Below are 21,303 nucleotides of genomic sequence, written 5' to 3' on the forward strand. Positions count from 1 at the left end.
AACATCCCCTTAAGCCGCATCGCGCTTGGCGTCGTTGCGGTAGGCCGCTACCGCCGCGATCAAGGCCTTGAGAATCTCCGCGCTGTCGCCAATCACCGACAGGTCGGCACGCTTGATCATGTCGCAACCCGGGTCGAGGTTGATCGCCACCACCTTATCGCAGGCACCAATGCCTTGCAGGTGCTGGATCGCTCCGGAAATCCCCACCGCCACATAGACCCGCGCGGTGACCCAGATACCACTGGCCCCCACTTGCCGGTCGCGGGCCATGAAGCCGTCGTCCACCGCCACCCGCGAAGCGCCTTCGGTGGCCCCCAGGGCGGCGGCGGTCTGGTGAAACAGCGGCCAGTCCTTGACCCCGTTGCCCCCGGAAAAGATGAATTCGGCCTCGGCCATGGGAATCGCCGCCGGGTCCACCGCCACTGCGCCCAGGTCTTCGATCCGCGCCAGGCTGCGGGCCACGCTTGTGGATAACTCCACCGGCAAGGCTTCGTGGCGGGTTTCGCTGACCGGCTCCGCGCATTCGGCGGCGGCCAGGATCAAGCGCGCCACCGGCCGCGCCAGGTCCTGCAGGCCGGCGCCGGCACGGCCGATGCACTGCCCGTCCTTGACCTGCCAGACCCGGGTCGCCGGGCGTTCGCCCAGGGCCGCGGCAAAGCGCCGGCCCAGTTCGCCGCCGCCGGTGCGGCTGTCGGGCAGCAGCCAGTGACGCGGGCTGAACTGGTTATCCACAGCCCGCAGGCCCTGCACCCGTTGCTCCGGTGCATAACCTTCGAACTCGCTGCCTTGCAGCACCAGCAGGCGGTCGACACCCGCGGTGGCGAAGGCCGATTCCTTGTGCTCGCCGAACACCACCGCCAGCACCGCGCCGTCCTGGCCCGCCAGCTGATGGGCCAGGCCCAGAAGGTCGCGGTCGTGGCTGCTCAGGCGGCCACCGACCATGTCCGGCACCACGCTGATGTAGAACGCCGGCTGCGCCACTTGATGCAGCGGCAACTGCACCTCGGCCGCTGCCGTGCGCTTGGCGCTGCCGCCCTGCTGGGCGCCACTGCGGTCGATGCGCTTGAGGCCGTTGGGGCCGATGAAACCGATGCCGTGGGGGTTCTTGCGGATCAGGCCATTGGGCCCCATCCAGCTGTGTTGCGCCGGCTGCATGGCCGCGTGCAGCGGGTGCAGGCGGTTGCGGGCGATCCACTCGGCCCGGGGATCGCGGCGGATAATGTCGCTCATCAGTGCACCTCCGCAGGTTCAGGTTTCACCGACGCCGGCGCTTTGCTCGGGGCGGCGTCTTCGAGCAAGGCATCGGCTACCAGTTCGGCGATGTCCTTGATCATCGGCCGCGGCTCCACCACCCCTTCGAGCATCGCCGTGCACTGTGGACAACCCACGGCCACCAGCTCGGCGCCGGTTTCGCGGATGTCCTGCATGCGCATGTCGGGAATCCGTTGCTTGCCCGGAATGTCGGTGATCGGCGCGCCGCCGCCACCGCCGCAGCAACGGGAACGGAAGCCCGAGCGCTGCATTTCCTTGATCTCGATGCCCAGGGCCCGCAGTACCTCGCGCGGCGCTTCGTATTCCCCGTTGTAACGGCCCAGGTAGCAGGGGTCGTGGTAGGTCACGCTATTGCCTTTGTGCTGGCCCAGATTGAGGGTACCGGCACCAATCAACTCGGCCAGGTAGGTGCTGTGGTGCTGCACCAGGTAGTTGCCATCGAAGGCGCCGTACTCGTTCTTCAGCACATGGAAACTGTGGGGATCGCAGGTGACGATGCGCTTGAAGCGGTACTTGGCCAGGGTCTGGATGTTGCGCTTGGCCAGCAGCTGGAAAGTCGCTTCGTCGCCCAGGCGCCGGGCCACGTCACCGCTGTCGCGCTCTTCCAGGCCGAGCACGGCGAAGTCCACCTTGGCCGCCTTGAGCACTTTGACGAAGGCCCGCAGGGTGCGCTGGTTGCGCATGTCGAAGGCGCCGTCGCCGACCCAGAACAGCACGTCGGTGCTTTGTTTGTCGCTGAGCAGGGACAGGTTCAGGTCCGCCGCCCAGTTCATCCGCCCGCCGGGGTTGAAGCCGCCGGGGTTGTCGGTGGCAATGAGGTTTTCCAGGACCTCGGCGCCCTTGTTCGGCGTGGCGCCCTTCTCCAGGGTCAGGTGGCGACGCATGTCGACGATGGCATCGACGTGTTCGATCATCATCGGGCATTCCTCGACACAGGCCCGGCAGGTGGTGCAGGACCACAGGGTCTCGGCATCCACCAGGCCGTTGACGATGGGCTGGTGCGGGTTGCCGCCGTGTTCGCCGATGGCCTTGCCAGGGTACGGGCTGCCAGCGAACTGCGCGTCGGTACCGCCGGCCAGGCCGACCACCATGTCCTGGATCAGTTTCTTCGGGTTCAGCGGCTGGCCGGCGGCGAAGGCCGGGCATGCCGCCTCGCACTTGCCGCACTGCACGCAGGCGTCGAAGCCCAGCAACTGGTTCCAGGTGAAGTCCTTGGGCTTTTCCACCCCCAAAGGCGCGTTCGGGTCTTCCAGGTCCAACGGTTTGAGGCCGGTGGAGCGCCCGCCACCAAAGCGCTCGGCGCGCCGGTGCCAGGCCAGGTGCAGGGCACCAGCGAAGGCGTGCTTCATCGGCCCGCCCCAGGTCATGCCGAAGAACAGCTCGGACACGCCCCAGAGCACACCCAGCGCAAGCAGCGCCGCCAGCAGCCAGCCACCGAAGTTTTCCGGAAGGATCCCGGCCACCGGCAGGGTCGCCACGAAGAAGCTCACGGAGAATGCCAGCAGGCTTTTGGGCAGGCGCATCCACGGCCCTTTGGACAGCCGCGCCGGCGGGTTGCGCCGACGCTTGGCGACGAACAGCGCGCCGACGAACATCAGCGTGGCGGCCAGCAGCAAGGCATAACCCAGGATGCGGTTGTGCAGGCCGAAACCGTGCACCAGGATCGCCAGCACGGCGGCCAGGACAAAGCCCCCCGCCGTGGCCACGTGGGTGTTGGCCATGTATTTGTCCCGGGCCACCACGTGGTGCAGATCCACCATGTAGCGCTTGGGCATGGCCAGCAGGCCGCCAATCAGATCGACCTTGGAGGCTCGCCCCCGGCGCCACATGGCCACGCGTCGCAGCGCGCCAAGGACCGCAAGGCCGATGGCGGCGAACAACAGAATGGGAAGAAGGGTGTTCAACATGGTGGAGCTCCCAAAGACCTGGGGCCTTGTAGGAGCTGGCTTGCCAGCGATCAGGCAGCACGCGGTATCTCGCCAGTGCCGATCGCCGGCAAGCCGGCTCCTACAGGAAGTGGCTTAGAAATCCTTGCACAGGCGCAGTGCGTCGTAGATCGCGGCATGGGTGTTGCGCTGGGATACGCAGTCGCCGATGCGGAACAACAGGTAGCCCTCCCCCGTCTCGCTCAGGCACGGCTGCGGCTTGATCGCGAACAGCGCCTCGACGTCCATCTGGCCCTTGTTGCGCGAACCTTCCTTGAGCCCGTAGTAGAGCTCTTCGTCGGGACGCACGCCGTTTTCCACCACCACCTGGTCCACCACCCGTTCTTCCCGGGCGCCGGTGTATTCGTTTTCCAGCACCGCCACCAGCTTGTCGCCCTCGCGGTAGACCTTCTCCAGGGTCAGGTCCCCGGTCATGATCACTTCCTTGGGGTACAGGCTGCGGTAGTAGGTAGGGAACGAGGTGCCGCCCACGGCGATGCCCGGCTTGATGTCGTCGGTGACGATTTCCACTTGTGAACCCTTGTCGGCGATGAAGTCGGTGACCGACATGCCGGTGAACTCGCAGATGGTGTCGTACACCAGCACGTTCTTGCCCGGCGCCACCTTGCCGTCGAGGATGTCCCAACTGCTGACCACCAACCCTTCGGCGGCGCCCCAGTGCTCGTTCTGCTCGATGAACGGATGGCCGCCCACGGCCAGCACCACCACGTCGGGGCGCAGGTCGAGAATGGTCGCGGTGTCCGCCGCGGTGCCCAGGCGCAGGTCGACCTTCAGGCGCGCCAGTTCCAGCTGGTACCAGCGGGTGATACCGGCGATCTGGTCCCGTTGCGGGGCCTTGGAAGCGGTGGTGATCTGCCCGCCAATGGCTTCCTTCTTCTCGAACAGGGTCACGTCGTGGCCGCGTTCGGCGGCGACGCGAGCGGCTTCCATACCGGCAGGACCGGCACCGACCACCACCACCTTGCGCTTGATGCCGGTGGTTTTCTCGATGATGTGCGGCACGCCCATGTATTCACGGGACGTGGCGGCGTTCTGGATGCACAGCACGTCCAGGCCCTGGTACTGGCGGTCGATGCAGTAGTTGGCGCCGACGCACTGTTTGATCTGGTCGATCTGGCCCATCTTGATCTTGGCGATCAGGTGCGGGTCGGCCATGTGCGCGCGGGTCATGCCGACCATGTCGACGTAACCGCCTTCGAGAATCCGCGTGGCCTGGTTCGGGTCCTTGATGTTCTGTGCGTGCAGCACCGGCACCTTGACCACTTCCTTGATGCCCGCCGCCAGGTGCAGGAACGGCTCCGGCGGGAAGCTCATGTTGGGGATCACGTTGGCCAGGGTGTTGTGGGTGTCGCAGCCCGAACCCACCACGCCGATGAAGTCCAGCATGCCGGTGTCGTCGTAGTACTTGGCGATCTGCTTCATGTCCTCATGGGATAGGCCGTCCGGGTGGAACTCGTCGCCGCACAGGCGCATGCCCACGCAGAACTCGTCGCCCACTTCAGCGCGTACCGCCTTGAGCACTTCCAGGCCGAAACGCATGCGTTTCTCGAAGGTGCCGCCCCATTCGTCGGTGCGCTTGTTGACCCGTGGGCTCCAGAACTGGTCGATCATGTGCTGGTGCACCGCCGACAGCTCGACACCGTCCAGGCCACCGGCCTTGGCCCGGCGCGCGGCCTGGGCGTAGTTGCCGATCACCCGCCAGATCTCCTCCGGCTCGATGGTCTTGCAGGTGGCGCGGTGCACTGGCTCGCGCACCCCGGACGGCGACATCAGGGTCGGCCAGTTGAAACCGTCCCAGCGCGAGCGCCGGCCCATGTGGGTAATCTGGATCATGATCTTGGCGCCGTGCTTGTGCATGGCGTCGGCCAGGTTCTGGAAATGCGGGATGATCCGGTCGGTGGACAGGTTCACCGAGCTCCACCACTCCTGGGGGCTGTCGATGGCCACCACCGAGGAACCACCACAGATCGCCAGGCCGATGCCGCCCTTGGCCTTTTCCTCGTAGTACTTCACATACCGTTCAGTCGTCATGCCGCCGTCGGTGGCGTAGACCTCGGCGTGCGCAGTGCTCAGCACACGGTTGCGGATGGTCAGTTTGCCGATCTGGATCGGCTGGAACATCGCTTCGAAAGCCATTTTTCTTAACTCCGCTTACAACGGTTTGACGACGAACAGGCCATCGTCGTGGCCTTCTTCGGAACCACCGTAAACCTGCTCTGCCACGGTGCGGATCTTGCTGCCACGGGCCGCCAGGATCTGGTCCATGGCACCGGCGAACCAGCCGGTGAACATGTAGTCCACCTTGCGCCCGACCTTGCCGTACACGTAGACGAAGGCCGAGTGTTCGAGCTTGACGCTGGCGGTGCCTTTATCCAGGTCGATGTCCTGGATCTTGAACAGGCCCCAGCCGCGCTGGGACAGGCGCTTCATGTAGTGCTCGAACACCGCCACGCCTTCCAGGCCGTGGCATTCGGCTTCTTTTTCACACCAGTGCCAGGCGGACTTGTAGCCGGCCTTGTAGAGGATCTCGGCGTAGGCATCGGCGCCCAACACCTCCTCGATGCCCATGTGGTTGTTGACGAAGAAATGCCGTGGCACGTAGAGCATCGGCAGGGCGTCGGAGGTCCAGACACCGGTTTCGCTGTCGACTTCGATAGGCAATTGCGGGGCGATCTTGGCCATGTTTCAAAACTCCGGAATTCTGTGGATAAGTACGTCTGTAGCCGCTGCCGCAGGCTGCGAAAAGGCTCGAAGAGCCTTCCGAGGGCCGCAAGAGCGCGTCTCCTTCGGAGCCGATCGCAGCCTGCGGCAGCGGCTACAGGAATGTGCTGTGGGGGGTGGCCTTATTCGCCCCAGACGTCCTTCAGGACGCTGACCCAGTTCTCGCCCATGATCTTGCGCACCACGCGCTCGCTGTGGCCGCGCTTGAGTAGGGTCTCGGTGAGGTTGGGGAACTCGCCCACGGTGCGGATGCCCAGGGGATTGATGATCTTGCCGAAGTTGGTCAGGCGCCGGGCGTAGCCCTTGTCGTGGGTCAGGTATTCGAAGAAGTCCTGGCCATGGCCCTGGGTGAAGTCGGTGCCGATGCCAATCGAATCTTCACCGACGATGTTCATGGTGTATTCGATGGCTTCGGCGTAGTCGTCGATGGTCGAATCGATGCCCTTGGCCAGGAACGGCGCGAACATGGTCACGCCGACGAAACCGCCGTGGTCGGCGATGAATTTCAGTTCGGCATCGGACTTGTTGCGCGGGTGCTCCTTGAGCCCCGACGGCAGGCAGTGGGAGTAGCAGACCGGCTTCTTGGATTCGAGGATCACTTCCTCGCTGGTCTTGGAACCAACGTGAGACAGGTCGCACATGACCCCGACGCGGTTCATCTCGGCGACGATCTCGCGGCCGAACCCGGAGAGCCCGCCATCACGCTCGTAGCAGCCGGTGCCCACCAGGTTCTGGGTGTTGTAGCACATCTGCACGATGCCCACGCCCAGCTGTTTGAACACCTCGACGTAGCCGATCTGGTCTTCGAAGGCATGGGCATTCTGGAAGCCGAAGAGGATGCCGGTCTTGCCCAGCTCCTTGGCCTTGCGAATGTCCGCGGTGGTGCGCACGGGCATCACCAGGTCGCTGTTTTCGCGTATCAGCTTCTGGCTGGAGGCAATGTTGTTGATCGTGGCCTGGAAACCTTCCCAAACCGACACGGTGCAGTTGGCTGCGGTCAGGCCGCCCTTGCGCATGTCCTCGAACAGCTCGCGGTTCCACTTGGCAATGATCAGCCCGTCGATAACGATGCTGTCGGCGTGTAGTTCGGCTGGGCTCATCAGGCTGTCCCCTTATTGGCGATTCTTGCGCCGAATCGTCTGCCGGCGCTTTGGGGTCAGCATATGCTTGAGGGCCGGGGCGCCTGGGTGCAAAAACGACAGGGGAATTGCCGAAAGCGTCAAGCGCCGACAAAGGGCCGGACGGAGGGCATGGGTGGCCTCTGTTCTTTGCCCGGGGCTTGCGCCAGAATTCGCCGCTTCAACGAAAGCGTCACTGGATGAGGGCAGCGCTGCAATGAAACCGATCTTCCTGGCCTTGTTACTGATAACGACAGGCGTACAGGCGGCCGAAGAGGCCGACAACACGCCCTGCGACGGCGTGGAAAACAACGTGCAGACCCTGGAATGCGCGACCTACAACAGGACCACCGCCGAACAGTTGCTGGGCGACAACGTGCAGAGCCTGCTGGAACGCCTGGGCACCCTCTATGGCAGCGACAAAGGGCAACTGGCCGACATCAGCGCCAAGGTCAAAAATGCCCAGCAACTGTGGCAGAAGCAGCGCGACGCCGACTGCGCGATGGAGTCCTTTCCGGCCAAGCCCGGCACCAAGGCCTACACCATCGCCACCAATGACTGCCTGGCGCGCATGAGCGACGAACGCTCGGAGTTCATCGAATCCATCGCCCAGGAATGACCCGCCACCGCTAGGAGCGGGCCGGCCCGCGAAAAGCGCTCTGCCGAACCGGTTGTGGTGGCTGCGAGCGTTTCGCGAGCAAGCTCGCTCCTACAGGTCAGCGCCGGGTCAGGCGCCACCGCGAAAGCACGAGACGCCCCAGGCGGTGAGCTTGAACGGCAGGTGGTAGTGCTGGCGCGGATCATCCAGGCCGAAGCGGTACACCAGCACCTCGAGGAAGGGCACCGGCGGCAGCGCCTGGCCTTGCTCGCGATAGAACGCCGCCACCTCCAGCTCCACTTCGTAGACGCCCTGGCCGAAGCTCGCCGAGCGCTCGGCAAGCTCGCTCAGCAAGCCGTTGCCGGCAATTCGCCCTGCGCAGAGCAGCTCGCCGCCCAGGCGGCGCACCCGCACCGCCATGCCTTCGGCCACCTTGCCGCTGGCGACGTCCACCACATGGATGGATAGGCCGCCGTTCATTTCCAGAAGCCCTTGTGCGCCAGGGCGGCCTCGCTCTCAAGCATCGGCCCGAACACCGGGATCTGCCGCTGCCCACGGGCGAACACTTCGCGGCACGGCAGGGAAAAGGTCGGGTTTTCCGGGTGGTCGCCGGTCAACTCCAGCAGCTCATGTTCGGACAAGGCGTAGACCACCCGACCAATGCCGGTCCAGTAGATGGCCCCGGCGCACATGCAGCAGGGCTCGGCGCTGGTGTACAGGGTGCACTCGGCCAGGGCCTGGGGGCTGAGGCGCTTGGCCGCCAGCGCCGCTGCCGCCAGTTCGGCGTGCTGGGTCGGGTCGCCTTCGGGGGCATCGAGTTGTTGCCGGCGCTGGCGATGACCTTGCCGTCGCGATCGGCCACCAGGGCGGCGAACGGATGACGGCCGCGGGCCTTGGCCTCTTCGGCGAGCTGGATGCTCTGGCGCAGCAGGTGCAGGTCCAGTTCGGTGACGCCGGCAGGGATGGAAGAAAGAATCTGGGTCATCTTGACCTCCTTTTCATGGGCAGGAGCCGCCACAGCAATGGCGGCGAGAAAAACGTCAGTCATTGAGCTCGACATGGGCTGCCAGCACCTGGGCGGCGGCCTCACGGGGGTTGAGCAGCAGGTTGAGAACGATGGCGGTGATGGCGCCAAGGAAGATGCCGCTTTCCAGCACCAGCCTGAGGGGACCGTGCAGATGGGCGAACAGCGCCGGGAAGGACATCGGCAGCACCCCGACGCTGACCGACACCGCCACCACGATGGCGTTGCGCGTACCTTCGAACGGCACCCGCGACAGTTCCTGGATGCCGGCCACTGTAGTCATGCCGAACATCACGATGGCGCAACCGCCAAGCACCGGGGTCGGCACCGCGGCCACCAGGGCACCCAGCTTGGGAAACAGCCCCATGAGCACCATGATTGCCCCGGCCGCAGCCACCACGAAGCGGCTCTTGACCCTGGACAGCGCGATCAGCCCGGTGTTCTGGGTAAAGGCGTTGTAGGGAAAGCTGTTGAACAGCCCGCCGAGCAGGGTCGACAGGCCATCGGCGCGGAACGCATCGCCCAGGGTGCGCTGGGTGGTCGGCTTGCCGGTGAGCTTGCCGATGGCCAGGCAGTTGCCAGTGGTCTCGGCCATGATCACCAGCATCGCCAGGGTCATGATCAGGATCGGCACCAGGGAAAACTGTGGAGCCCCAAACGCCATGGGCCGGCTCAGTTCGAACCAGGCCGCCTGGCTCACCTGGGCAAAGTCGGTCATGCCGAACGCCGCGGCGATCAGGCTGCCCACCAGCAAGCCGATGAGCACGCTGAGGTTGCCGATAAAGCCCGAGAACTTGCCGTAGATCACCAGCGTCACCGCTACCGTGGCCAGCCCCAGCAGCAGGTTGGCCGGCGCGCCGAAATCGTCCGCCGCGGGGTTGCCGCCGCCGAGCCAGATCGCCGCTGCCGGCATCAGGGAAATGCCGATGATGGTGATCAGGCTGCCGATCACTACGGGCGGGAAAAACCGCAGCAAACGGCTGAACAGCGGCGCCAGGGCAATGGTGATGACGCCTGCGGCGATCACCGCGCCGAACACCTCGGTCAGGCCGAACTGCTTGCCGATCATGATCATCGGTGCCAGGGCGATGAACGAACAGCCCTGGATCAACGGCAGCCGCGCGCCAAAACGCCAGAACCCCAGGGTCTGGACCAGGGTGGCGATGCCCGAGGTCAGCAGGTTGGCGTTGATCAATAGCACCACCTGCGCCGGGGTCAGGCCCAGGGCATTGCCTAGAATCAACGGCACCGCCACCGCACCGGCATACATCACCAGCACATGCTGCAGGCCGAAGGTGAACAGCTGGCGGACGGGCAGGACCTCGTCCACGGGATGCACGCGGGAAATTGTCATGTCGCAGGTCTCCTGAAGGTGCAGCTTTTGCTTTTGTTTTGGCAGGCATCCGGGGCAAGCGCCGCCGGCAGGAAGTACGGACGTCGGGGCCATGATCTGTGCTTGAATACGATGAAACAAATGAGCAGCCATCGTTTTTAACGATGGATCAGACAGCCCTCTTCCAGGGCCGGGAGCCGCGATGCGCTTTTCGCTGGATCAACTGCAGATGTTCGTACAGGCCGCGCAAAGCGGCTCGTTCTCGGCCGCCGCACGCAAGCTGGGCAAGACCCAGTCCACGGTCAGCGTGGCCATCGGCAACCTGGAGGCGGACCTGGGGGTCGAGCTGTTCGACCGCAGCGCTCGCAGCCCGGTGCTGACGGCCACCGGGCAGAAGATGCTGCTGCAGGCCGAGGCGGTGCTGGAGCGCTGCCTGACCCTGCAGGCCAACGCCGACTGCCTGTCGCAGGTGGTGGAGCCACACCTGTCGATCGTCATCGAAACCCCCTATGGCCCGCTGATGCCGGCCCTGCGGGAGTTCGAACAGGCCTTTCCCTATGTCGACCTGCTGATCCGCCACCCGCTGTCCGGGGACGCCAGCGAGCTGGTGGCCCGGGGTGAGGCGGTGCTGGGCATCGCCTTCTCGCAACCGGGCTACCCCCAGGAGCTGGAGTTCCAGCAATTGGGCAAGCTGATCATGTTGCACGTCTGCCACCCGGACCACCCGCTGGCGCAGCTCGACAGCGTGACCTTCGACGACCTGCATGTGCACCGGCGCCTGGCCTTCAGCGCCCACGCCAACAAGCTGCCCAGCAGCGAATACCTGCGCTCCACCCAGCTGTGGCAGGCGGAAAACTACCTGGCGCTGCTGGAAATGGTCCGCGCCGGCCTGGGCTGGGCCACCCTGCCGCGGCAACTGATCCAGCGTGAACTGGCCAAGGGCGAGCTGGTGGAACTGCAACTGGGGGCCTACCCCCATACCGACTGGCTGATCGGCGTCGACCTGCTCTGGGCCCGACAACGGGTGATGGGCAAGGCCGAGCGCTGGCTCAAGGAGCGGCTGCTGCGCCAGAAGGTGTACGAGGTGGACCGGCGCGGGCAGTCCACGACCTGGTAACGTTGGCGCGGGCAACAAAGGGACAAGGTTCTGCACTTGGCCGGGCAGGAAATATAAGCAAGGTTTCGCATTGCTTATAAAAGACTTATATAGTCCGCCATGAACGAGATCCTCTGGAGTAGAAAAGCGGTCAAGCAGTTGATGCGACTGCACCACGAGCATCAGGTCCAGGTTCGCGATGCGATTGCCCTGCTGGCCGACATGCCCGCCAGTGGCAACGTCAAAGCCCTGTCCGGCCACACTTATGCCTATCGTCTTCGGGTCGGGCAGTACCGGGTCCTGTTCGACTGGGACGGAGCCATACACATCGTCAGTGTTCAAGAGGTCAAGAAACGTGATGAACGTACCTACTGACATCCAGATCATCCACGGCCCGGACGGCAGCCCGGCATTCGTGGTGATTCCCTACGCGCAGTACATGGCGCAGTACAAGGAAGCCGATCTGATACCCCATGACGTGGTCAGCCGCATGGTCGACGGCGCCACGCCGATCCGCGCCTGGCGCGAGCACCTGCACCTCACCCAGGACGAAGTCGCCAGGCGCCTGGGGATCTCCCAGCCGGCCTTTGCCCAGCAGGAAAGCGTCGCCCGGCCGCGCCGGGCCACCCGGGAAAAGATCGCCGCCGCCTTCGGCATACGCGCCGACCAGCTGGAGCTGTAAGCTGCGCCTCACTCACTGATTGAAAGGGTTCCCCATGAGCATCTGCGGTATCGAGATCAAAGGCAGCGAAGCCATCTTCGCCCTCGCCACCCTGCAAGACGGCGCGGTGCAACACCAGCCGCTGGCCACCAAGAAAATCGCCCTGGAAGACGATGACGAGGCCGCCAACGTCAAGGCCTTCGCCAGCCAGGTCGGGGCCTTCGTGCGCGAACACGGGATCACCCGCATCGCCATCAAGAAGCGCAGCAAGAAAGGCGAGTTCGCCGGCGGCCCCACCACCTTCAAGATCGAAGGCGTGTTTCAGTTGCTGGAGAATTGCGAGGTGACCCTGCTGTCGCCCCAGACCATCAACGCCCAGTACAAGAAGCACGGCTTCGCTCTGGCCGCGAGCCTCAACAAATACCAGCACGAAGCCTACAAAGCCGCCTGCGCCGCCCTGCTGAAAAAGTAACCGTAGGAGCCGGCTGGCCGGCGCTACGGAGCCCGAGTCAAGCCAGCTCGCGGCCGCCGCCCGCCGGGCGCCGGTCTTCCCGCGGGCACCGCACGAAACGCGCGCGGTAACTGCGGGTGAAGTAGGACGGCGATTCAAACCCGCAGGCAATGCTCACCTCCAGCACGCTCATGTCGGTCTGGCGCAGCAGTTTGCGGGCTTTCTCCAGGCGCAGGCCCAGGTAGAAATTGCTCGGGGTGTCGTTGAGGTACAGGCGGAACAGGCGCTCCAGCTGGCGCCGAGTGACCTTGATCGACTCGGCCAGGGCCAGGGTGCTCAGGGGCGGTTCGCTGTGCTGTTCCATTTCGCCGATCACCTGCACCAGCTTCTTGTTGCTGATGCCGTAGCGGCTGGCGACTTCCATGCGCTGGTGATCCTTGCGCGGGCGGATGCGCCCCAGCACGAACTGCTCGCTGACCTGGACCGCCAGTTGCGGGCCGTGGGCCTGGGCGATCAGGTCGAGCATCATGTCGATGGACGCCGTGCCGCCGGCACAGGTGATGCGCCGTCGATCGATCTCGAACAGCTCCTGGGTCACGCTCAGTTGCGGGTAGGACTCCTTGAAGGCCTCGATGGCCTCCCAGTGCAAGGTCACCCGGTGCCCCTCCAGCAAACCGCTCTCGGCAAGGATCACGCTACCTGTGTCGATCCCGCCCAGGGTCACGCCCTCCACCTCCAGCCGCCGCAACCAGTGCTCCAGGGCCGGGGTGAGAAACTTCAGCGGCTCGAAACCGGCCACCACCCACAAGGTCGCGCCTTTCTTCAGCGGCTCCAGGGCCGCATCGACATTCACCGACATGCCATTGCTGGCCAGCACCGCGCCGCCGTCGGCGCTCAGCACATGCCAGCGGTACAGCTCGCCACGAAAGCGGTTGGCCACCCGTAGCGGCTCGATGGCCGAGATGAAACCGATGGCGGAAAACCCCGGCATCAGCAGGAAATAGAAGTCCTGGGACATGCAACGCACTCCGGTGACGGCCAGCGTGGGCCTTGTGATACGCCAAATGCCCCCGTGCCACAAGGGGGCAGGTCGCTGCAGTGCAAGAGTCGGTCGCCGCTGTGCGCTTGCCACCGGCAGCGCCTGCGTACCTTGGCAACACCTGCGCACAAAGACGCCGGGACCGACAATAACGACCTGCCGAGGAAAGCATCATGAAACGACTGATCAGCAGCTGTGTGCTTGCGCTTAGTGGTAGCGTTTTTCTGAGCAGCGGGGCCCTGGCCGCCGATGCCGCCAGTTGCCAGAACGTGCGCCTGGGCGTGGTCAACTGGACCGACGTGATCGCCACCAGCGCCCTGACCCAGGTCCTGCTCGACGGCCTCGGCTACAAGACCAAGCAGACCAGTGCCTCCCAGCAGATCATCTTCGCCGGCATCCGTGACCAGCGCCTGGACCTGTTCCTGGGCTACTGGAACCCGCTGATGACCCAGACCATCACCCCCTTCGTCGACGCCAACCAGGTCAAGGTCCTGGCCGAACCGAGCCTCAAGGACGCCCGCGCCACCCTGGCCGTGCCGGCCTACCTGGCGGACAAGGGTCTGAAGACCTTTGCCGACATCGCCAGGTTCCAGAAGGAACTGGGGGGCAAGATCTACGGCATCGAACCGGGTTCGGGAGCCAATACCCAGATCAAGGAAATGATCGCCAAGAATCAGTTCGGCCTGGGCAAGTTCCAGTTGGTGGAGTCCAGTGAGGCGGGCATGTTGTCGGCGGTGGCCCGGGCGGTGAAACGCAACGAGGCCATCGTGTTCTTCGGCTGGGCGCCGCACCCGATGAACGTCAACTTCAAGATGACCTACCTCAGCGGCAGCGAAAACGCCCTGGGGCCCAACGAAGGCCAGGCCACGGTGTGGACCGTCACCGCGCCTAACTACGCCGAGCAGTGCCCGAACGTGCACCGGCTGTTGACCAACCTGACCTTCAGCGCCGAAGACGAGAGCCGCATGATGCAGCCGCTGCTGGATCACAAGGATGCCCTGGAATCCGCGCGGCAATGGCTCAAGGACCACCCGCAGGACCAGCAGCGCTGGCTGGAAGGGGTCACCACCTTCGATGGCAAGCCGGCCGCCGAGCACCTGCAACTGACCAGCAAATAAGCCACCGCCACTGCCGCCCCGCAGCCCGCCCTGGGCTGCGCACGGCCACCTCACGCCCTCAGCAAACACGCCTGTAAGGAACCGCACCATGAACCACGACGTCATCATCACCTGCGCACTCACCGGTGCTGGCGACACGACCGCCAAGAGCCCGCACGTGCCGGTCACCCCGAAACAGATCGCCGCGGCCGCCGTAGAAGCCGCCAAGGCCGGCGCCACCGTGGTGCACTGCCATGTGCGCGACCCCGCCACCGGCAAGTTCAGCCGCGATGTGGCGCTGTACCGCGAAGTGATGGAGCGGATCCGCGAGGCCGACATCGACATCATCGTCAACCTCACCGCCGGCATGGGCGGCGACCTGGAGATCGGCGGCGGCGAGAACCCCATGGAGTTCGGCCCCAACACCGACCTGGTCGGCCCCTTGACCCGCCTGGCCCACGTCGAGGAACTGCTGCCGGAGATCTGCACCCTGGACTGCGGCACCCTGAACTTCGGCGACGGCGACACCATCTACGTCTCCACCCCGGCCCAGCTGCGGGCCGGCGCCAAGCGTATCCAGGAGCTGGGAGTGAAGGCCGAGCTGGAAATCTTCGACACCGGGCACCTGTGGTTCGCCAAGCAGATGATCAAGGAAGGCCTGCTGGACAACCCGCTGTTCCAGCTGTGCCTGGGCATTCCCTGGGGCGCCCCGGCGGACACTACCACCATGAAGGCCATGGTCGACAACCTGCCGGCGGACGCGGTCTGGGCCGGCTTCGGGATTGGCCGCATGCAAATGCCCATGGCTGCGCAAGCGGTGCTGCTGGGGGGCAACGTGCGGGTCGGCCTGGAAGACAACCTGTGGCTGGATCGCGGCGTGCTCGCCACCAACGGCCAACTGGTGGAACGGGCCACGGAAATCCTCAGCCGCCTCGGCGCCCGGGTCCTGACCCCGGCCGAAGGCCGCCAGAAGATGGGCCTGAAGCAACGCGGCTGACCCCAATCCACCTCTCCCCCCATAGGAGCGAGCTTGCTCGCGAAGAGGCCGTCACATCCGAGCTCGTAGCAGCCGGCGTGCCGGCGAAGGGGCCCGCAAGGCCGCCAATAGCTTCGCTGGCAAGCCAGCTCCTACGAACTCTTTATCCAGGAAGACGCGATGACTTTTATTACCGACATCAAAACTTTCGCCGCCCTGGGCAGCGGCGTGATCGGCAGCGGCTGGGTGGCCCGAGCCCTGGCCCACGGCCTCGACGTAGTGGCCTGGGACCCGGCGCCCGGCGCCGAAGCGGCCCTGCGCAAGCGCGTCGCCAATGCCTGGGGCGCGCTGGAAAAACAGGGGCTGGCCCCCGGAGCATCACAACAGCGCCTGCGCTTCGTCGACACCATCGAGGAATGCGTGAAGGATGCCGACTTCATCCAGGAAAGCGCTCCCGAACGCCTGGAGCTCAAGCTGGAACTGCACAGCAGAATCAGCGCCGCGGCCAAGCCTGAGGCGCTGATCGGCTCCAGCACCTCGGGCCTTTTGCCCAGCGAATTCTACGAGGGCTCGACCCACCCGGAACGCTGCGTGGTGGGCCACCCGTTCAACCCGGTGTACCTGCTGCCACTGGTGGAGGTGGTGGGCGGCAAGCGCACCGCGCCCGAAGCGGTCCAGGCCGCGATCAAGGTCTATGAATCCCTGGGGATGCGCGCCCTTCACGTGCGCAAGGAAGTCCCGGGGTTCATCGCCGACCGTCTTCTCGAAGCGCTGTGGCGCGAGGCCCTGCACCTGGTCAACGACGGCGTGGCGACCACCGGGGAAATCGACGATGCGATCCGCTTTGGCGCCGGCCTGCGCTGGTCGTTCATGGGCACCTTCCTCACCTACACCCTGGCGGGCGGCGACGCCGGCATGCGCCACTTCATGGCCCAGTTCGGCCCGGCGCTGCAACTGCCCTGGACCTACCTGCCGGCCCCGGAGCTGACCGACAAGCTGATCGACGACGTGGTCGAAGGCACCGCCGAGCAACTGGGCACCCACAGCATTGCGGCCCTGGAGCGCTATCGTGATGACTGCCTGCTGGCGGTGCTGGAGGCGGTGAAAACCACCAAGGCCAAGCACGGCATGCACTTTCACGACTAACCCAACCCCGTGGGAACTGGCTTGCCGGCGAACGGGCCGCCAAGCCAGGCGCAAACCCAACGGACGCCTTCGCCGGCAAGCCGGCTCCTACCGTTATCCGGTGACCTTATGCCTGCCCTGACCACCTACAGCACCCGCATCATCAGCGACTGGGTCGATTACAACGGCCATCTGCGCGATGCCTTCTACCTGCTGATCTTCAGCTATGCCACTGACGCCCTAATGGATCGCCTGGGGCTCGACAGCGACAACCGCGAAGCCAGCGGCCACTCGCTGTTCACCCTGGAACTGCATCTGAACTACCTGCATGAGGTGAAGCTCGACACCGAGGTCGAAGTGCGCACCCAGGTCATCGGCCACGATCGCAAGCGCCTGCACCTCTACCACAGCCTGCACAGACTCGATGATCCCCGGGAGCTGGCAGGCAACGAGCAAATGCTGCTCCACGTCGACCTGGCCGGGCCGCGTTCGGCGCCGTTCAGCGAGCCGGTGCTGCAACGCCTGCAAACCCTGGCCGCCGAGCAGGCGGACCTGCCGCGCCCGGCCTGCCTCGGCCGAGTGATCGCCCTGCCCGCGGAAAAATAGCCCTCAGAAGAAAAGGAGATCGCCGTGAACACCGCCGCCCTTGCCGACTACCGCAGTTACCCGTTGATCAGCGCACTGGCCACTGTCCAGGTCCTGCCGGACCGGCTCCAGGTGCACTGGGCCGACGGCCGTCTCAGCCCTTTTCACCATCAATGGCTGCGGGACAACTGCCCTTGCCCGCAATGCGTCTACAGCGTGACCCGCGAACAGGTGCTGGAAATCGTCGATGTTGCCGAAGACCTCGAGTGCAACGCCGCACGCATTGATGCCGACGGCTGCCTGAACCTCGACTGGGCGGACGGCCACCGCAGCCGCTTCGACCCCGGCTGGCTGCGGGCCCATGCCTATGATCGACAGTCGCGCGAAGAACGGCAGGCCGCCAAGGCCCGGCACTCGCTGTGGGACGCCAGCCTGCAACTGCCCGAGTTCCAGTACCAGGCGCTGATGGAGGACCCCCAGGTGCTGCTGCAATGGCTGCTGGCCCTGCGCGATACCGGCCTGACCCAGGTCCGTGGCGCTCCCACCGAACCCGGCTCGCTGGCCCTGATTGCGCGGCGTATTTCGTTTATCCGCGAAAGCAATTTCGGCGTGCTGTTCAACGTGCAGTCCAAGGCCGATGCCGACAGCAACGCCTACACCGCCTTCAATCTGCCGCTGCACAGCGACCTGCCGACCCGCGAGCTGCAACCGGGGCTGCAATTCCTGCATTGTCTGGTGAATGACGCGGTAGGCGGCGAAAGCATTTTCGTCGACGGCTTCGCCATTGCCGACGCCCTGCGCCGGGAAGACCCCGAGGCGTTCCGCGCCCTGTGCGAAATCCCCGTGGAGTTTCGCAACAAGGACCGCCACAGCGACTACCGCTGCCTGGCGCCGGTCATCGCCCTGGATGCCCGGGGCCAGGTCGCGGAAATCCGCATGGCCAATTTCCTGCGTGGCCCCTTCGACACCACGGAAGAACAGATGCCCCGGCTGTACCGCGCCTACCGGCGCTTTATCGCCCTGACTCGCGAAGCCCGGTTCCGGGTCATTCGCCGCCTGGACCCGGGCCAGCTCTGGTGCTTCGACAACCGCCGCACCCTGCACGCGCGCAACGCCTTCGACCCGGCTAGCGGCGCCCGGCACTTCCAGGGCTGCTACATCGACCGCGACGAACTGCTCTCCAGAATCCTGGTGCTGCAGCGCTGATCCTCACCCCTCCCGCCCCCGGCTCCCCTGTAGGAGCCGGCTTGCCGGCGAAACTTGCCGGAGAGCTTTGCACAGGCAAAAAAAGCCCCGATCAAGCCGTGACAGGATCGAGGCAGGGACTACTTCTGAGGAGCTGCGGTGAGAAGGTGACCAAACCGACACGACGCGAGCTGGTTTCAGTCTGCCCACTCTGCCTTCCCGCGAGTTAGCCGAGAGCGACCTGCTCATAGGTAATAGGGCCACTGCCACGCCTTCAGATGTCCTCGGTATACAGCACCACCGTCACATAGAAATAGCCGATCTTGTGCCAATCCTGGCGCTGGTTGTAGGGCGTCTCTTCAGAGCCCATGCCAATCTGGTAATTACGCCCGGTCTTTTTATCCCTATAGGAAATGAAACCCTTCGTTTCCCAGCCGCAGCAGACAAACCTGAGCCCCTCCTGAACCCCCAACTCCCGCTGCAGATAGCGCTCTACCTCATGGGCATCCTGACCTTTGACCCGGTAACTGGCGGTCAGCGGTGCGCCCTGATCCTGGGGCTTCGACTCACAACGGAAAAACTCCAGGGACTTCGGTGGATCGGTCATGGCCTTCAGAAAATCGCCACACTCGGGAGCTGCCAGAGCAGCGCCGGAAACCATCAACAACAAACAGGCGAACCCCATTCTGAACATCACTTTCATCCACTCCAGCTCCATGGTTTGCCACTCGGCGGCCATCCTACCGAACACCCAGCGCTTGCACAGAGTGTCTTTGCGCGGCAGGAGCGCTCATTACCCCACCCTTCAGGCAAGCCCGAGGCCTCACAAGCAGGCGCCGCAAGACTTGATTGCGCCGCCTTTTCCCAACGCTGTGGCAACCGGCCATGGCCATCGACTTAGCCGAAAACGACCTGTTCATAGGTAAACGGGCCATCGCGACAATCTGCCCTTGCCGCCACCCGGACGCCCTACCAGAATCGGCTCACGACCACGCTCCCTGAACAAGGATAAGAGTCATGATGCACGCGGATCTGATTGACCAGGACGACCTGCTGGGACAACTCCGGGCACTGGGTTTCGAAATGCCCGCAGGCGCCAGCGCCGAGCAGGCCTGCGAATGTGCGGTAAGGGGCTTGAGCGATGCACGGGCCAAGGCGCTCAAGGGCATGGTCGAGCAGATGCTCACCGGCAATGCGACCATCCTGCCTGCCGTACGCCAGGCCATCGACCGCCAACTACTGCCGGCCCTGGCCGAGTACCAGCAGCAAAAACGCGCGTGAACGCCCCCGGGGCCCGGGCGGGTTGCTAAAGTGGGTTTCCTCCACAAACCACAGGCCCGCTCATGACCCCCATTGAACCTGGTTCATCCGCCAACGCTGGCGGGTGGCTGCAATTGCGCCAGGGCCTATGGCCCGATTGCCCGCAGGATGAACACCAGGCCGAAATCCAGCAGATTCTGGCCGAGCCCCAGCGCTACGGCTGCTGGCTGGCCTGCACCGAGAACGGTGAGGCCGTGGGCCTGGCCGAGGCTGCATTGCGCCACGACTACGTCAACGGCACCGACAGCTCCCCCGTGGTCTTTCTTGAAGGCATCTATGTGGCCCCCGGGCATCGTCGCCAGGGCATTGCCCAGCGCCTGATCGAGCAGGTCGCCTATTGGGGGCAACAACGGGGATGCGTGGAAATGGCCTCGGACACCAGCCTCGACAACCTGGCCAGCCAGGATCTGCACCACGCGCTGGGTTTCGAGGAAACCGAGCGCGTGGTGTATTTCAAGAAACGCCTGTGACTACAGGCGCACGCTGGCGAAGGTCGATTCGTTGCGTGCCTGGCTCAGGGCCGACAATGGCCCGGACAGCGGCGCCAAAACCATGGCTTGCGGCAACGGCATCATCGCCACCTGCTGGGTGGTGTTGGAACCGATGCGCTCGTCACGCGGTGGAATGCCGAAGTACTCGCGGTAGCACTTGGAGAAGTGCGGCGTGGAGACGAAACCACAGACCGACGCCACTTCGATGATCGACATGGGAGTCTGCTTGAGCAGTTGCCGGGCGCGGATCAGCCGCAGCTTGAGGTAGTAGCGCGACGGCGAGCAATGCAGGTACTTCTGAAACAGCCGCTCCAGCTGTCGCCGGGACACGGCGACGTATACCGCCAGTTCGTCGAGGTCGATCGGCTCTTCGAGGTTGGCTTCCATCAGGGCGACGATTTCCTGCAGCTTGGGCTGGTTGGTGCCCAGCATGTGCTTGAGGGGTACGCGCTGGTGATCCTGCTCGTTGCGGATGCGCTCGTAGACGAACATTTCCGAGATCGCCGCCGACAGCTCGCGGCCATGATCGCGGCTGATCAGGTGCAGCATCATGTCCAGCGGCGCGGTGCCGCCGGAGCTGGTGAAGCGGTTGCGGTCGAGGGTGAACAGGCGGGTGCTCATGGCCACCCGGGGAAAGGCTTCCTGCATCGACGCCAGGCATTCCCAGTGCACGCTGCAATCGAAGCCGTCCAGCAGGCCGGCGCAGGCCAGGGCCCAACTGCCGGTACATACCGCGCCCAGACGGCGCGACTGGCGGGCCTGGCTCTGCAGCCAGGACACATGTTCGCGGGTGACGGTGCGCTGGATGCCGATACCGCCGCAGACAATCACGGTATCGAGGCTGGGGGCTTTGTGCATCGCGGCATCGGGGGTGATCTGCAGACCGTCACTGGCCCAGACCTGGCCACCATCGACGCTGAGGGTGGTCCAGCGATACAGCTCGCGACCGGACAGTTGGTTGGCCATGCGCAGGGGTTCGACTGCGGAGGCCAGGGAAATCAGCGTGAAATTGTCCAGCAGCAGAAAGCCGATGGATTGAGGCGCACGGTTCTGGGGTTGGGCCCCGGAGTTGAACGACGTCATCGCGATATCTCCTCACACAAAGCGGGTGATGGCCTCAGGCGGAGGCTCTTTTTATGTGCCCTGTTCCTCAAGGGAGACGGGCTTGATATTCACAGAGCAATTGCCATGCCTAAAGTTGAATGGGCATTCAATAACTCCTGAAAACGACGTCGCGACGTGTCTACATAGCCCTTGTCAATGTG

23 protein-coding genes and 1 pseudogene are annotated in these 21,303 nt (G+C 64.7%); 13 read left to right on the forward strand and 11 right to left on the reverse strand.

The genetic code is table 11. The features are described from left to right. Window positions 1-9 precede the first annotated feature (9 nt). The 5 genes from KI242_RS29095 to KI242_RS29115 all read right to left on the reverse strand — a co-directional run bounded on the left by KI242_RS29095 (window position 10) and on the right by KI242_RS29115 (window position 7,039). On the reverse strand, window positions 10-1,230 hold the full coding sequence (locus tag KI242_RS29095; RefSeq protein WP_015637306.1) for an electron transfer flavoprotein subunit alpha/FixB family protein: 1,221 nt from the start codon (window positions 1,228-1,230) through the stop codon (window positions 10-12). Then, on the reverse strand, window positions 1,230-3,179 hold the full coding sequence (dgcB, locus tag KI242_RS29100) for a dimethylglycine demethylation protein DgcB (protein ID WP_212805757.1): 1,950 nt from the start codon (window positions 3,177-3,179) through the stop codon (window positions 1,230-1,232). The genes KI242_RS29095 and dgcB overlap by 1 nt, the downstream gene beginning before the upstream one ends. A gap of 114 nt (window positions 3,180-3,293) precedes the next feature. Beyond that, window positions 3,294-5,354 carry a dimethylglycine demethylation protein DgcA gene (gene dgcA / locus KI242_RS29105; RefSeq protein WP_212805758.1) on the reverse strand — a complete coding sequence of 687 codons (2,061 nt, stop codon included), beginning with the start codon at window positions 5,352-5,354 and terminating at the stop codon, window positions 3,294-3,296. A gap of 15 nt (window positions 5,355-5,369) precedes the next feature. Continuing rightward, window positions 5,370-5,900, reverse strand: a complete 531-nt coding sequence (locus KI242_RS29110) for a 4-vinyl reductase (RefSeq protein ID WP_011063916.1) — start codon at window positions 5,898-5,900, stop codon at window positions 5,370-5,372. Between the two features lie 161 nt (window positions 5,901-6,061). Further along, window positions 6,062-7,039 carry a dipeptidase gene (locus tag KI242_RS29115; protein WP_053160273.1) on the reverse strand — a complete coding sequence of 326 codons (978 nt, stop codon included), beginning with the start codon at window positions 7,037-7,039 and terminating at the stop codon, window positions 6,062-6,064. A 235-nt stretch (window positions 7,040-7,274) separates the two neighbouring features. On the opposite strand from KI242_RS29115, the gene KI242_RS29120 reads away from it, so the two are divergent. Continuing rightward, the gene (locus tag KI242_RS29120; protein WP_015637309.1) at window positions 7,275-7,676 is read left to right on the forward strand and encodes a lysozyme inhibitor LprI family protein; all 402 of its coding nucleotides are present in this window, start codon (window positions 7,275-7,277) and stop codon (window positions 7,674-7,676) included. A gap of 108 nt (window positions 7,677-7,784) precedes the next feature. Here the strand turns inward: KI242_RS29120 and KI242_RS29125 are convergent, their stop codons facing one another. Both KI242_RS29125 and KI242_RS29130 read right to left on the reverse strand, forming a co-directional pair. Continuing rightward, window positions 7,785-8,135: a hydroxyisourate hydrolase gene (locus tag KI242_RS29125; protein ID WP_019095254.1), complete on the reverse strand. Its 351-nt coding sequence runs from the start codon at window positions 8,133-8,135 to the stop codon at window positions 7,785-7,787. Next, a pseudogene (locus tag KI242_RS29130) lies at window positions 8,132-8,598 on the reverse strand (nucleoside deaminase). Before KI242_RS29130 ends, KI242_RS29125 begins: the two are co-directional and overlap by 4 nt. Here KI242_RS29130 and KI242_RS31935 point away from each other — a divergent pair. Then, on the forward strand, window positions 8,533-8,706 hold the full coding sequence (locus KI242_RS31935; RefSeq protein ID WP_244868225.1) for a hypothetical protein: 174 nt from the start codon (window positions 8,533-8,535) through the stop codon (window positions 8,704-8,706). The pseudogene KI242_RS29130 and the gene KI242_RS31935 sit on opposite strands and share 66 nt — an antisense overlap. On the opposite strand, the gene KI242_RS29135 is transcribed toward KI242_RS31935, so the two are convergent. Beyond that, window positions 8,696-10,033 carry a nucleobase:cation symporter-2 family protein gene (locus tag KI242_RS29135; protein ID WP_011063921.1) on the reverse strand — a complete coding sequence of 446 codons (1,338 nt, stop codon included), beginning with the start codon at window positions 10,031-10,033 and terminating at the stop codon, window positions 8,696-8,698. The two genes, KI242_RS31935 and KI242_RS29135, sit on opposite strands and share 11 nt — an antisense overlap. A gap of 181 nt (window positions 10,034-10,214) precedes the next feature. On the opposite strand from KI242_RS29135, the gene KI242_RS29140 reads away from it, so the two are divergent. From KI242_RS29140 to KI242_RS29155, 4 genes are all read left to right on the forward strand, one after another. Beyond that, a complete protein-coding gene (locus tag KI242_RS29140) occupies window positions 10,215-11,129 on the forward strand; it encodes a LysR family transcriptional regulator (RefSeq protein ID WP_011063922.1) in 915 nt (304 codons plus the stop codon). 99 nt (window positions 11,130-11,228) lie between these two features. Continuing rightward, a complete protein-coding gene (locus KI242_RS29145; protein ID WP_011063923.1) occupies window positions 11,229-11,483 on the forward strand; it encodes a type II toxin-antitoxin system RelE/ParE family toxin in 255 nt (84 codons plus the stop codon). Next, window positions 11,467-11,790, forward strand: a complete 324-nt coding sequence (locus KI242_RS29150; protein ID WP_015637312.1) for a helix-turn-helix transcriptional regulator — start codon at window positions 11,467-11,469, stop codon at window positions 11,788-11,790. The genes KI242_RS29145 and KI242_RS29150 overlap by 17 nt, the downstream gene beginning before the upstream one ends. Before the next feature lie 34 nt (window positions 11,791-11,824). Next, window positions 11,825-12,241: a DUF3010 family protein gene (locus tag KI242_RS29155; protein WP_011063925.1), complete on the forward strand. Its 417-nt coding sequence runs from the start codon at window positions 11,825-11,827 to the stop codon at window positions 12,239-12,241. 37 nt (window positions 12,242-12,278) lie between these two features. Here KI242_RS29155 and KI242_RS29160 read toward each other — a convergent pair whose 3' ends face one another. Further along, entirely contained in the window at window positions 12,279-13,238 is a 960-nt protein-coding gene (locus KI242_RS29160) for a GlxA family transcriptional regulator (RefSeq protein ID WP_125062325.1), read from the reverse strand. A 194-nt stretch (window positions 13,239-13,432) separates the two neighbouring features. On the opposite strand from KI242_RS29160, the gene KI242_RS29165 reads away from it, so the two are divergent. From KI242_RS29165 to KI242_RS29185, 5 genes are all read left to right on the forward strand, one after another. Then, a complete protein-coding gene (locus KI242_RS29165; RefSeq protein WP_011063927.1) occupies window positions 13,433-14,377 on the forward strand; it encodes a choline ABC transporter substrate-binding protein in 945 nt (314 codons plus the stop codon). A gap of 88 nt (window positions 14,378-14,465) precedes the next feature. Then, complete coding sequence (locus KI242_RS29170; RefSeq protein ID WP_019095257.1) at window positions 14,466-15,353, forward strand: 3-keto-5-aminohexanoate cleavage protein; 888 nt, start codon at window positions 14,466-14,468, stop codon at window positions 15,351-15,353. A gap of 159 nt (window positions 15,354-15,512) precedes the next feature. Then, entirely contained in the window at window positions 15,513-16,478 is a 966-nt protein-coding gene (locus KI242_RS29175) for an L-carnitine dehydrogenase (RefSeq protein WP_019095258.1), read from the forward strand. A gap of 108 nt (window positions 16,479-16,586) precedes the next feature. Continuing rightward, complete coding sequence (locus tag KI242_RS29180) at window positions 16,587-17,063, forward strand: thioesterase family protein (protein WP_041120182.1); 477 nt, start codon at window positions 16,587-16,589, stop codon at window positions 17,061-17,063. Between the two features lie 24 nt (window positions 17,064-17,087). Beyond that, on the forward strand, window positions 17,088-18,248 hold the full coding sequence (locus tag KI242_RS29185; protein ID WP_065365102.1) for a gamma-butyrobetaine dioxygenase: 1,161 nt from the start codon (window positions 17,088-17,090) through the stop codon (window positions 18,246-18,248). Window positions 18,249-18,501: 253 nt separating this feature from the next. Here the strand turns inward: KI242_RS29185 and KI242_RS29190 are convergent, their stop codons facing one another. Continuing rightward, the gene (locus tag KI242_RS29190) at window positions 18,502-18,966 is read right to left on the reverse strand and encodes a DUF4952 domain-containing protein (RefSeq protein WP_236187006.1); all 465 of its coding nucleotides are present in this window, start codon (window positions 18,964-18,966) and stop codon (window positions 18,502-18,504) included. Window positions 18,967-19,244: 278 nt separating this feature from the next. Between KI242_RS29190 and KI242_RS29195 the strand changes: the two genes are divergently transcribed. Then, on the forward strand, window positions 19,245-19,508 hold the full coding sequence (locus KI242_RS29195) for a hypothetical protein (protein ID WP_015637320.1): 264 nt from the start codon (window positions 19,245-19,247) through the stop codon (window positions 19,506-19,508). Between the two features lie 62 nt (window positions 19,509-19,570). Then, window positions 19,571-20,017, forward strand: coding sequence for an aminoglycoside 6'-N-acetyltransferase (aac(6'), locus tag KI242_RS29200; protein WP_041120185.1), 447 nt, complete (start codon window positions 19,571-19,573; stop codon window positions 20,015-20,017). On the opposite strand, the gene KI242_RS29205 is transcribed toward aac(6'), so the two are convergent. Further along, window positions 20,018-21,121 carry a GlxA family transcriptional regulator gene (locus KI242_RS29205; RefSeq protein ID WP_011063935.1) on the reverse strand — a complete coding sequence of 368 codons (1,104 nt, stop codon included), beginning with the start codon at window positions 21,119-21,121 and terminating at the stop codon, window positions 20,018-20,020. Window positions 21,122-21,303: the final 182 nt, after the last annotated feature.

It is taken from the genome of Pseudomonas sp. Eqa60 (genome assembly GCF_018326405.1).
GTDB classification, from domain to species: Bacteria; Pseudomonadota; Gammaproteobacteria; order Pseudomonadales; family Pseudomonadaceae; genus Aquipseudomonas; species Aquipseudomonas protegens.